Origin of the sequence: Chryseobacterium sp. G0201, assembly GCF_003815655.1 — a bacterium.
Taxonomy (GTDB): domain Bacteria; phylum Bacteroidota; class Bacteroidia; order Flavobacteriales; family Weeksellaceae; genus Chryseobacterium.
Genome location: NZ_CP033917.1, coordinates 2,384,217 through 2,396,921, shown reverse-complemented (window position 1 = coordinate 2,396,921; position 12,705 = coordinate 2,384,217). Strand labels below are relative to the sequence as shown.

At 29.9% G+C, this 12,705-nt stretch carries 8 protein-coding genes; 5 read left to right on the top strand and 3 right to left on the bottom strand.

Annotation, left to right across the window (positions count from 1 at the left end):
• The first annotated feature begins 505 nt into the window (after positions 1-505).
• The 4 genes from EG348_RS10805 to EG348_RS10790 all read left to right on the top strand — a co-directional run bounded on the left by EG348_RS10805 (position 506) and on the right by EG348_RS10790 (position 6,049).
• Entirely contained in the window at positions 506-934 is a 429-nt protein-coding gene (locus EG348_RS10805) for a helix-turn-helix domain-containing protein (protein ID WP_123983129.1), read from the top strand.
• A 10-nt stretch (positions 935-944) separates the two neighbouring features.
• The gene (locus EG348_RS10800; RefSeq protein WP_123983128.1) at positions 945-1,280 is read left to right on the top strand and encodes a helix-turn-helix domain-containing protein; all 336 of its coding nucleotides are present in this window, start codon (positions 945-947) and stop codon (positions 1,278-1,280) included.
• Positions 1,281-1,570: 290 nt separating this feature from the next.
• A complete protein-coding gene (locus EG348_RS10795) occupies positions 1,571-3,031 on the top strand; it encodes a helix-turn-helix transcriptional regulator (RefSeq protein WP_164463282.1) in 1,461 nt (486 codons plus the stop codon).
• A gap of 1,512 nt (positions 3,032-4,543) precedes the next feature.
• Positions 4,544-6,049 (top strand): transcriptional regulator, encoded by a 1,506-nt coding sequence (locus EG348_RS10790; protein ID WP_123983126.1) that lies wholly within the window; start codon positions 4,544-4,546, stop codon positions 6,047-6,049.
• Positions 6,050-7,856: 1,807 nt separating this feature from the next.
• On the opposite strand, the gene EG348_RS10785 is transcribed toward EG348_RS10790, so the two are convergent.
• Positions 7,857-8,084 carry a phosphate ABC transporter substrate-binding protein gene (locus EG348_RS10785; protein ID WP_123983125.1) on the bottom strand — a complete coding sequence of 76 codons (228 nt, stop codon included), beginning with the start codon at positions 8,082-8,084 and terminating at the stop codon, positions 7,857-7,859.
• Between the two features lie 496 nt (positions 8,085-8,580).
• Positions 8,581-10,098, bottom strand: coding sequence for a TROVE domain-containing protein (locus EG348_RS10780; RefSeq protein ID WP_123983124.1), 1,518 nt, complete (start codon positions 10,096-10,098; stop codon positions 8,581-8,583).
• Positions 10,099-10,330: 232 nt separating this feature from the next.
• On the opposite strand from EG348_RS10780, the gene EG348_RS10775 reads away from it, so the two are divergent.
• On the top strand, positions 10,331-10,777 hold the full coding sequence (locus tag EG348_RS10775; RefSeq protein WP_123983123.1) for a VOC family protein: 447 nt from the start codon (positions 10,331-10,333) through the stop codon (positions 10,775-10,777).
• A 55-nt stretch (positions 10,778-10,832) separates the two neighbouring features.
• Here the strand turns inward: EG348_RS10775 and EG348_RS10770 are convergent, their stop codons facing one another.
• Positions 10,833-11,933: a slipin family protein gene (locus tag EG348_RS10770; protein ID WP_228414865.1), complete on the bottom strand. Its 1,101-nt coding sequence runs from the start codon at positions 11,931-11,933 to the stop codon at positions 10,833-10,835.
• Positions 11,934-12,705: the final 772 nt, after the last annotated feature.

Here is a 12,705-nt window from a genome sequence, read left to right as displayed (position 1 = left end):
TAAGAGCTATTATAGGAGTTATCCAAAATATTTTTTTGATAAAAGCTAAATAAGTCAATGAAAATCAAAAGTTTAGAACCATATAAATAAAATTGTATGAGAGAGCTTTAATAAGTAATATATTATTCTTACTTATAAAAAAGAAGTTTGAAATAAGTATATACGGTTTTTATTAAGCAAATGGAGTGAGAATTAAAAAGAATTATTGTAGAAATTTTAAAATACACAGAATTCTTTAACATAAAAACTACCTGAAAACAACGAAGTCATTACATTAATACATAATGATTTTAGCAAACCATATATTAATTATAATGAATTTATTGTAGTTAATAAAACCATCGTCGGTTTTATATATTCATACATAAATCATATTCAAAATTTTCTTCATTTTATAAATCTTAATATAGAAATAGCGCAAAAACCATCATTTCTATATTAAATAATACATACTTATTCATTCTTCCAATACACATGTTTAATTAAGAAATATTTATTTAAATAAATGTTATATAAAGAAATACATATAGGAAAGTTCATCAAAGAAAGGGTGGAAGAAAAAGAGGTTGCAATGGAGAGAATCTGTAATTTCTTGAACAAGGATGAAGATTTTGTTGAAACGATCTATACAAGCAAATCTTTAGATACGGATCTTCTTTTGAGATGTTCCAAATTATTGGAGTATGATTTTTTCAGACTCTACAGTTCACATCTTATCTTATACGCTCCTCCATCGGCAGTAAATAAAAGTGCTACTAAATCTGAAAAAATACCTTATTTCAGAAAAAACATTTATACTCAGGAAATTAAAGAATTTATTATTAAAAGAATACTTTCCGGAGAAATGACTCAAAGTGAAGTAATTAGAGAATACTCGATTCCGAAAAGTACTCTTCATAGATGGTTACAGAAAAGCGACGATAATAACGAATAAAAAAAGCCTGATGCGCCCAAATTACACAAAAATATATCAGGATATGCTAAGACTTGAGCATCCTGAAAAGCTAAAAGACCCCAAAATAAAAGAGCTTATACAAAAACTTAATACGAGTGAAGATGTATTGAATTTTAATGAAAAATTGTTTGAACAATCCAAAGAGACTCAAAAAAATAATCAAAAATTAAAAACTTATGATAAGAAAACTATGCTGAAACTTTTGCAATATCAAAAAAAGCACGGTTTTTCTACAAGTTATATGTCTAGAAAATACAAAATAAGCAGAACCACATTGGCTAAGTGGAAAATAACTTTTGAAGAAGAGTTTGAAGCTTTAAAATAAAAATACGGATGAATTAAATTTCATCCGTTTTTTTATTTTATTTATTATGAATTTAATTATAACCATCTTAATAGTAAAAAATTCAATATAAATAGAATTTCAGTTATTATTACTCAAGCATAACTAACGATTTCAAATTTAATTATCATCAGATTATTGTATTTTTGCTCAAATACAGGATTTTAGTCTTAATAATTGTACATTTCTAAAAACCCAAAGTAAAAAATACATCGATGATTCATTTCCTTAAAAAATATATCTTTTCACTCTTGATAATTACATCAAACTCTGTGTTTTGTCAAATCGACAACTTCAAAGAAATAGATGAATTACTAAAAAAAGCAGACACTAGTAATAAAAAATATGAAGATTTAAAAGAATTAGAATATGCCAAAAAAGCAAATACTTTAGCAAAAAGAACAAAAGATTCTGAAAGAATGGCAAAAAGTTATTTTTTCATGGCCCGCTCTCTTCTTAATTTAGAACTGCAAAAAGAAAGTCTTACCTATATACAAAAAGCATCTGCTGAAAAATACACAAAAAAAGATGTTATCCTACAAGCCATGCTCGCAGAGTTGAAAGGAAGTAATTATCAATTTTTAAATTTGGCATCCCAATATGCTCAAGAAGAACAAAAAGCTATTAATCTATTGAAAAACAATAATGATTATACTTCTCTTGAAATTAAATCCAGAGCTTATGCAAACCTTGCTCTTTATAATTTAAGTTATAAAAAAAATAGAGATCTAGACTCTACGTTCATTTATTTCAAACTACAAGAAAAGCAACTGAGGCAATTACCCGAGGAAAAATATTTTTCTGCAATCTGTGAACATTATTCATTTGTCGGAAATGCATTTTTAGCGAGTAAAAAGTCAGATTCAGCACTATATTATTTACAAAAAAGTTACCAATTAAAACAAAAATATAAAGATCCTGTACTTTATATCGAATACGCTTATTTTGGAAATTACTTTTATTATCAGAAACAATATCTAAAAGCATTGGATTTTTATTTAAAGGCCGCTCAAAATATAAAAAAATATTCTGCAAGAAAAAGCTATTTAACCGAATGTTACATGCAAATATCAGACATTTACGGCATATTGGGACAAAAAGACAAACAGGAAAATTATAAAAGTCTTAATTTAAAAATACAAAACGAAATACTTGCCAAGCAGAATAGTAATGTAAATTATGCCATCAATATTATTTTGAAAGATAAAGCTGATGAATATGATAAAGTTCAACAAAAAAATTATGTATACATCGCTATTCTCGTTATTTTATTATTTATTTTCTTTTTTTTCCTTTACAAATTCCTCAATAAAGATATAAAGCTGAAAGAAAATATCATCTCAGAAGTAACAAATACCTTACAAAATAAAGAGGATATTATTACTCAGAAAAAGAATGAGACAAAGCAACTTCAGCAAAAAGTAAATGATTCCTACCAAGAAATAATAGAACTAGCAAAAAATAATGATCCTGCATTTTATTTACGTTTTCAGGAAGTATATCCCGAGTTTCAGAAAAAATTATTGGAAATAAGTCCGGGCTTGAGAACAACGGAGCTCATACTTTGTGCATATACATTTTTAGGCTTTACTATTAAAGATGTTGCCGACTATACATTTAAATCTGTGAACACAGTTCGTAATCGAAAACAAAATTTGAGGAAAAAATTCAATTTACAAACAGAAGAAGATATGGGAATATGGTTAAGAAATTTAATCGACCAAAATCCGTAAATAAATTTAACTATTTAATTATCAAAAACTTAAACAAAAGTAGTATACAAATGGTATATTACTTTTTTTGCTTTTTCATGAATTTTGTTTCTCTTTGTATCAGTAAATCAATAGCGAATACGGTTAAAGAAACTAAAACACAAATGATGAAAAAAATAATTTTAAAATTTTAATCATATCAATCTAAAGATCTACTAAAAAGTAAAAACACAAAAGATGAAAAACGTATCATTAAAATGCCCCAATTTTTCTTGATACAAACAAAAACACACACAATGATGAAAATTAATAGCTGAGAAAGGGTAATACTTCTCGTCCAAGTATTCACCCTTTTGCTATTAATTTTCTTTTTTTCTACTTTACATTACATCCATTTTAAGAGAAAAGTGACATAATCAAAAGAAAATCTTTCGTAGGAAACAGGATATTCATTCTTTTCTTCTATTTTCAAATTTAATGACATCTCAAAGACCTCTATCTTGCCTAGCGCTACAAAAAGAAACCCTCCCCTTATACGCAAAGAGATTCATCGCAGGAATTCTTCTTCCATTAAAATAATGTACAAAACTTACAAAAATATTGACAATCATTATTTTACAATAGATTCTGCATTTATTTAAAATGTATTCTTTATTAAAAAATTAAAAAATTTGCCTGAATATAAATACTACAATGCTTATAGTGAGCATTATATAGATCTGTGAGATACATTACTGAAAAAATAAAATATAGTTTCTGTTTTATTATTGCAAAAAAATATTGGAAAACAATCCAACTTTACGAACTCCTGAACTTATACTTTGTGCTTACAAATTTTTAGGATTTAAAATTAAGAATGTTGCGGAATATAATTCAAGTATGTGAATACAATTCGGAAAAGAATACAAAACTTAAGAAAAAAAAACAGAATACAAACTGAAGAAGATATGGGAATTTGGTTAAGAAATTTAATTCTTAAAAAAAACAAACTAAAATTAAAAGATTAAAAATCAATCATTTAACTAAAAATAGTATATGAATGGTATACTGCTTTTTTTGCTTTTTCATGAATTTTGTTTCTATTTGCATCAGTAAATCAATAGTGAGTACGGTTAAAAAACTAAAACACAAATGATGAAAAAAATAATTTTAAAATTTTAATCATATCAATCTAAAGATCTACTAAAAAGTAAAAATGAAAGAAAACTTACCGGATTGAATCCCAAGCCAAGAAGGTAAGTTAAAAAAACACAATGATGAAAAAGTATCGGTAAAATGCCCCAATTTTTTCTGATGCAACCCAAAAACACACAATGATGAAAATTAATAGCAGATAAAGGATAATATTTCTCATCCAAATAATTATCCTTCTGCTATTAATTTTTTATTCTCAAAATCTACAAAACATCCTGATTAAAAAACCTTAACCACTTTTTAAATAAAATAAATATTATTTACTCTATTTATTTTAATTATTTTATTTTTGCAGTAATCCCAAGAATCATTATACAACTTTAAGGGGCGAAAGTTAGTATGATTAAGAAAAATACTTTTATAAAAAATAGTATAGCATTTTTTGCTATTCTCGTTTCAAATTTTCTGTTCTGCCAAAATCAGGACAAAGAAATAGACCAGTTATTACAAAAAGCAGAACAAAGCAGGAGAGAATTTAACAATCTGGATCAGTTAAAATATGCCAAGAAGGCCTCTATTTTAGCAGAAGAAATAAAAGATTCCAAAAAAATAGCAGAATGCTACTATAATATTGCACGCGCCTTATCGTTTCTGGAACTGCAAAAAGAAAGTTTCTCATATATAAATAAAGCATCTCAGCAGCCTTACACAAAAAAGAGTAAGCTCTTACAGGCTCAACTCAAAGAAGTAAAAGCTTTTAATTACTATAGTTTAGGATTAACTTCACAGTTTAATACAGAATTACCTGGTATTGTAAAGCTTTTGAAAAACCAAAGTAGTAAAGACGCAATTATTTTGCTCCAAAGAACTTATCTGAATATTGGTTCAACAAAACCCGATTCTGCTAAATATTATTCTGAATTATGCTATAAGGAGTTAAAAAAACTACCCGAAAAAGATTCACATTTAGAATTATCCGATTTTTACCGATATAAAGGCACAGAGTTTCTGGAGAAAATGCCGGATTCTGCAATTTATTATTATCAAAAAAGTATTCAGATAACTCAAAAACATCATGATCCTGTACTTTTCTTCAACTATACGGCATTAGGTGATTACTACTCCAGTCAAAAAAAATATCATGAAGCTAAAAGTTATTATGAGAAAGCCATCCAAAATATAAAAGAGCAATCTATCACTCCTTATCATTTCGTAAACAATGATCTTTATAACAAAATTTCAGCTCTTTATGGGAAATTAGGAGAAAAAGACAAACAAAATAAATATCAGGCAATTTATTCAGATCTTCAAAAAAAATTATTAACAGAAAGGAATAAAAATGTAGAATCTGCCCTTAATATTATTTTAAAAGACAAAGAAGAAGAATATAAATCTTCGGAATTTCAAAAATATATCCTGATCTCTATTGGTATTTTGGTACTTCTTATCATATTCTTTTTTATTTACAGGATATTAAGAAAAAAAATAAAGCATAAAGAAACTATTATAAAAGAAGCTGCCAACACCTTACAAAATAAAGAAGAAATAATTTATCAGAAAAATTCTGAAACCCAAGAGCTTCAGTTAAAAATAAATGATGCTTATAATGATGTGGTAGAATTGGCAAAAAAAAATGATCCTTCTTTCTATTTTCGTTTTCAGGAAGTCTATCCTGAATTTCAAAAAAAGCTGTTGGAAAACAGCCCAACTTTACGAACATCAGAACTTATACTTTGCGCTTACACTTTTTTAGGCTTCTCTATTAAAGATATTGCGGAATATACATTCAAATCCGTAAACACAATACGGAACAGAAAACAGAGTTTAAGGAAAAAATTCGGTATTCAAAGTGAAGAAGATATGGGAATATGGTTAAGAAATTTAACCTCAGAGAAAGAACAATAAAAATATACATCTAATCTACAGACAGTTAAGTGAAAATAGTATACCAATGGTATACTATTTTTTTTATGTTTTCATGATTTTTGCTTCTATTTGCACCAGTAAAATCGATCGGAGATCTAATCATAAAAACTTCCAGACACAAATGATGAAAAAAACTTATAAATAAAAATGGTCAGATCCAATCGATAAAAGTTAACACAAATGAAAAAACTTACCGTATAAAAAATTTCCAAACAAAAAACGGTAAATCAAACACACAATGATGAAAAATCAATAGCTGAGAAAGGGTAATATTCTCATTTCATATTGCCCTTATGCTATTAGAAAATGAAAAACTAGTATATCATAATAAGGTTTTGACAATAGGTTCTAAATATTTATTTAGAGCCTTTTTTATGACCATCAAGATATCCTAAAATTAAATTATCATAATTTCCATCAATGTAAATTTTTCTGAAAAAATTAGCAGAAACAAAAAGATGTTTTTTTTCAATATGTATCAAAAACATATATTTTATTTACTGTTCAATAGAGTTTATAAAATACTTAATACTAATCAAAGTAAAGAATATTCAATTACTCACAGACAATTTATTACCTTGATTATAAATGACTTAAACGAAAATAGTATATAAATGGTATATCTATTTTTTTGATATCGAAGAAAATTTGCTTCTATTTGTATCAGTAAAATTAATCAGATATTAAGAGTAAGATTTATTTAAAAAACACAAATGATGAAAAATTTATATCAATAGATAATGCCCCCATATTCTATGATATAATTCAAAAAAAGATTAGTCGTAACAATTATTAGAAAACTCTGATTTTATTTTACCAAACACAAGATGAAAAAACATTAGATGAAAAAGGGCAATATAACATATTGCTCTTTTTTTTCGCGTGTACTAATTGCATTAAAAAAACATTCATTTTTTAATATATTTTCAAAAAAGCCCGATAAAATAACTATTAACGGGCTTTTGTATTAAAAGGTAATTCTTAAGAAAAGATCGGGGCATAGTCGTGCCGGAATCGAACCGGATAACCTTGCCGGAATTACCAGCTTCATTATTCCTCCCCTTCAAATGGTAACGAAGTAACTTTTTTCTACAACACTTTTATTTTTAAAGAAAACAAGGCAACAATCAAAAAGCGTAGTCGTGCTCTAACCAACTGAGCTACTCTTCCTATAAAGATTTTGTGTTTTGATTTGTGGAAGAGACGGGACTCGAACCCGTGACCCCGTCGTAATGAGCGAAGTAATGCTATTCTACGGCACTTGTTTTTTATTTTTAAATTAAAAAAGAGGCAAAAGGCGAAAAGACAGACATGCACCCGGTCCTTACTATTATTCAGGAAATTGCACTTTTGTATAGATTTTGAGGTCTAAATTTTAATCGAAGTAAGCCTTTTCTACGGCACTCTTTTGTTTTTAAATCAAGGTAAAAATTAAGAATCTTTCAGTTCATTTGCTCTACCAACTGAGCTACATTTCGTTTACAACAGAAAGGGCAGGAATCGAACCTGCGACCGAATGATTTAATATCGAAGTATGATTCTAAGACGACACTTGATTTTTATATTTAACAATTTAAAATCGAGCAAAAATTTGAAAGAGACTTTTTTTCAATTTGGATTCGAAGGAACTCTTTCTTACGGCATCGATTATTTTTATAAAGTAAGGTGAAAAATCAAACAGAGACTTACTGACAGAGCGATACCATTTACGCCATCCCGACTTTTCGGGAACAGGACTCGAACCTGTATTGCTGTCCCCAAACGAAGAAATTCTATTTTACGACACTTACTTTTTATTTTTCCATTGGGTTTTTCTGTATTTTTTCCAATTTCTCTGAAACTTATCCTCCTTAGAGTTTATCGTTTCATAGCCATGTGGAAAACAGTAAGAGCATCCCATATCGTCCCCATATAAAACTCTGGAAACTTGTACATTTGAAATTTTCTTTGGGAAATCAATTAATCCATATTCATTGATTCCAAAAGATTGTTTTAATGTTTTAAATTTTTTCATAAGTATTGATTATTAACCTCAATACACTGCTTCTTTCAAACATTTTTTACAATTATTCATGATTATTGTTTTTTGTTGTAGCAAAATTATCGCTTTAGTACGCGTTCTTTTTACGCAGTTGAAATTTATTTTTTAATTTGTTCGTTTTGCCTTGAAGCAAAAGAACCAAAAGTTCAAGACTTTTAAGTTGATTTTACGCCTATTCTTTTTGTCATTGCGAGGAATGAAATGACGAAGCAATCTCTTTTAATCACAAAGATTCCACGCTCCACTTCGTTCCGCTCTGAATGACAAACTAACTGTTAATTAAAACATTGCACTTTTCTAGCCCCGATTGCAACGACATCCTTTTTCTGAATTGGCTTTGAAAAAAGCGTTGGAGAAAAAGATATAGTGGAAAGCGGGAAATAGCTCCTAAATTATTTAAGCTTGAAAATCATTCATCATTCATCATTCATCATTCATCATTCATCATTTATAATTAAAGAAGTGCCTTTTACAGCACTACTTTTTTTATCATTGCTACCGCTGATTTTCGGTCTTCCAAAGCATTCAGTACATCGAAAATTTTGTCGGACCAACCTGCGATAAGATATACATCATTTTTTCTGACATCCAACGGCTGTTTTCCGTAACCTGCCAAATCAAAAATGTACAATTTTGCATTAGGATTGAAACTTTTGTATTGATTCCATGAGTTTTCAAAGGAATTTCTACCTCCGTTGCTATCCCAAAGCTGAGTATCGGTGAACAACATTACTTTATCCACTTTTTCACTTCTGTTCAGCAAATCTTCGATCACCAAATAACCGTTTGTGGAGTAACCAACCTCACCTTCTCGCTTGTAGAAAGCATCTACGTTTCTCAGAATACCGTTTTTAGGCATCGGAACTCTTTTCCACGTGTCACCAAACATACCTGAAATTACGTTTTTACATTGTGACTGCAACATCATCGACATCAACAAACCGATATCGTACAACAAAACCTTAGATTTCGGAGAAACAGGTTGTTGCATCGAACCCGAAACGTCTGCCGCGATTACCAGTGAAGTTTCGAAACCAAAACCTTTAATGTTTTTTGCACTCACCATCACAGCATCTTCCAATGCTTCCAAAATTGACGACAAATATGGTGAATCGATCGTTTTCAATTCTCTATACGCCGCCAAAAATCTAAATGGCAATTGTTTTGAATTTCGCACCGCTTTTTCATCCGACAAATAATTGCACACTTTGTACATCGCGTCTGAAGAAATGTTGGCTTCTATAATATTTCGCAGGTTTCTCAACGTTGCCATATAACCCAATTTGTTGCTGAAAATCAATTCTTCCCATTTGTTTTTGAAAGCGGATTTTCTTTCTGCTTCATCAGCGAATTTTGTCTGACCTAAAACTGAAAGCTCAACTTCCCAAGTATATGGAGTTTCCAACGAATCGTTGACGATTTTGTTGAAAATGGCCTGTTGATTTTCATCTTTTGCTTTTGGGTGAACCAAGAACAAAGCATCTTTTAAAGTAACCTCAGCTTTTCTGTTATATTTTGCGAACTGATATTCATCAAATTTGTTGAAAGATTTTACCAAACCTTTTTGAATTTGTTTTGAAAGTTTGTTCAGCTTTTTTGTTTCTGTTCTTTCGTTTGCCAATTGGTAATAAGCCAACAATTCTGTGATTTCGTCTGCTCTTTTAATAACTCCGTCAACAGTTCTGCTTACCAAATCTGTACCTGAAGCTTGTTTTGCCAATTCTGTTGTCAAAACCAATGGAATTGAACGCAAGTACATATCTTTTCTTGCATAGATTGCCAATTTCGCAACGAATTCAGGATCGTTGTTTGTAATTAAAGATTGAATTCTCGTCAATCTGTCATTTCCTTTTTCATATGAAGTGTTTGATAATCCTGTTGTAACAACAGCACTATATAGTTCTTCTGCAGGCGTCATTGTATATGCTTTTGCACCTTCGTAGTTGGTCACTACTCTATTTTCTTTTTTTAAAATATTAAATTTCATGGTTACTGTTTTTTTTGTTAAACATTTGGAAGATTATCACTTCCTCTCTTATTTCTTATGCAAAGTAAAAACCTAATTACGCAATCATCTTACGTAGACAAATTAATTACTAAAAATTTTTACATTTTTTTGTTTTTAGATAAAATCTATCATTCATTTTACATAAAGGAATCAGTAGTTCAGTATTTTTGAAAATCCTTTGTCTAGCTTTGTGTACATTAAAATGTAAGCTATGATAAAAGGATTATATGAAACTCATGTTCAGGTTAGCAATTTAGACGATTCAATAAAATTTTATACTGAAGTCTTAGGTTTGGAATTTGCTCATCATGACGAAACTCGTCCGATTGCATTTTTATGGATTGGAAAAAATAAAGAAGCCATGCTTGGCTTGTGGGAACAAAAAGAAAATTTACAGACAAGACATTTTGCTTTTTCTGCTGATAAAGAAGATATTCTGAATTATTCCGTTGAGTTTTTGAAAAACAAAAATTTAAAGCCTTACAATTTCTTAAAAGACGGAATTGATGAACCCATGGTTTTTGCTTGGATGCCTGCGTTGGCGATTTATTTTAATGATCCAGATGGAAATCAACTGGAATTTATTTCTATTTTGGAAGGTGATGGAAAACCGGAATTGGGAGTTATTTCTTACGAAAAATGGTTGGAAAACAAATAAAAAAAAGCAGATTCTGATTTCTCAAAACCTGCCTTTATAATAATGGTTATTAGTTTTATTTTGCGAAGATCTCTTTCAGTTGGGAAAGGATGTTACTGTTTCCGGAAACGGTGATATCTCCAATTTTGTCGGCGATTTTCTCCATGTATTCCATTTCTTTCAGTTTCCACAAGACTTCGTTTTCTTCCATCAGTTTTGCGGTGTTCAGTAAACTTCTTGTGGAAGCCGTTTCCTCACGACGCATGATGCTGTTGGCTTGAGCTTTTTTCTCGGCGATCAAAACCTGATTCATAATTTCTTTCATTTCTCCGGTCAGGATCACGTCACGGATTCCGGCGTCAGAAGCTTTCAGACCAAGATCTTCTGCTTTGTTTCCAAGATTTTCTAGGATTTCTTTTCCTACAGAATCTTTTTTCACCAGCAATTCATCCAACGTCAAAGCTCCAACGAACTCACGCAAAGCGAGTTGCATCAAAATATATAATTGCTTATCATATTCTTTATTTTCCATCAAGGCTTTTTCAATGTTTTCCACCTGAAAACGCACATAGAAATTGATACGAAGCATCGCTTTATCTTTCGTTAAAAGTTCCTGCCCTGCAATTTCCATTTGTTGCATACGCGTATCAATGGCTTTTACCTCAACAGAAATTTCGTTGTTCCAGAAATAGTAAGTTCCCGCTTCCAGAACTTTGGTTAATTTTCCGTCAATTAACAATAATCCTTTATATTGATTCGTCACAACAAACTTTCTTGTGAAATTTTTCAACTTCATATTTTCCAGGATTGTTTTGGAGATTTTCTCTGTAATCTCAACTTTCGTTAAATCAACTTTTTGAAATTCTCTGTTCAAAACACCTTTCCAAAAGGCATATTGACCAACATTCAAAACTTCTTTGAAGATACCGTTTTCCTGTACTAAAACGATTTCACCATCTTTTACGTCAATGACTTCCAACATTGAATTCAAGCCTTCATTTTTCAATAAAAGATTCAAGTCTTCAGTCGTTTTAAATTCGTTTTTCATTTCATGAATTTCCACAGATTTATTCCCGAAAATCCAATGATTACCTTCTTTTAAGATCTCAATTAAGTTTCGGTTTTTGAAAACCAAACCAACCTGATATGCTTTAATTTGTACATTTTTAAACATCATATTTTATTTTAAGTGTTATTAATTTTAATTAAAAAAGGAAAATTCGAGATTCTCTCTTCCAAAAATGGCGGAAGGAAAGTTTTTCACAAAATTCCATTCATTTCAGAATAGTATTCTTAAACTTATTTTCTAATGAATCAGATCTTGGGCGTGTCCCTTGCCATCGCTGAAAGCAACAACTCGGGCCGCTACGTTCACTTCTATCTTTTTTGCTAACAAAAAAGGATATCCGTTACCATCGCTCACGCGGAAAATCGTCCTTCTTAGAAAATTCAGTCCAATTATTGACTATTCATCAACTGAATTTCATTTCCAGAAAAAATCTTTTCTTACAAGCTTTTTCAAAATGTTGATTCAACAACTGAAAAAAAACTCAAATTTTCCCATGGTGAATATTTTTAACGAGATATTCAAACTCTAATAAAAAATAGATTTTGAGTCTATTTTCAACCTACAGTGACAGTGTAGTGCTCTAACCAACTGAGCTACCTCATCCGAAATGAGGGAGGGAGTCGAACCCTCGCATCCAAAAAAGCTATTACTCTAACCGAACTGAGTTATATTCCCCGAAGGAAATAGAAGGATTCGAACCTTCGACCCATAGCGCATGGTAGAAGTTTTTTGGCAAACTTCTGAAACCTTCAAGTCAAGTTGAACAGAAAAAAATAATGTTTCTCAACAAAATCTCCTGCAATGGTGCTATACAGAAACACTCAACAAGACTTGCCTGATATTTTGACTAAAATCTGTTTTTCAAAATTTTAGTATTGTT

Coding starts and splice junctions, on each gene's coding strand:
- EG348_RS10805 (WP_123983129.1), top strand. CDS start 506: ATGTTATATAAAGAAATACATATAGGAAAGTTCATCAAAGAAAGGGTG.
- EG348_RS10800 (WP_123983128.1), top strand. CDS start 945: ATGCGCCCAAATTACACAAAAATATATCAGGATATGCTAAGACTTGAG.
- EG348_RS10790 (WP_123983126.1), top strand. CDS start 4,544: ATGATTAAGAAAAATACTTTTATAAAAAATAGTATAGCATTTTTTGCT.
- EG348_RS10785 (WP_123983125.1), bottom strand. CDS start 8,084: ATGAAAAAATTTAAAACATTAAAACAATCTTTTGGAATCAATGAATAT.
- EG348_RS10780 (WP_123983124.1), bottom strand. CDS start 10,098: ATGAAATTTAATATTTTAAAAAAAGAAAATAGAGTAGTGACCAACTAC.
- EG348_RS10775 (WP_123983123.1), top strand. CDS start 10,331: ATGATAAAAGGATTATATGAAACTCATGTTCAGGTTAGCAATTTAGAC.
- EG348_RS10770 (WP_228414865.1), bottom strand. CDS start 11,933: ATGATGTTTAAAAATGTACAAATTAAAGCATATCAGGTTGGTTTGGTT.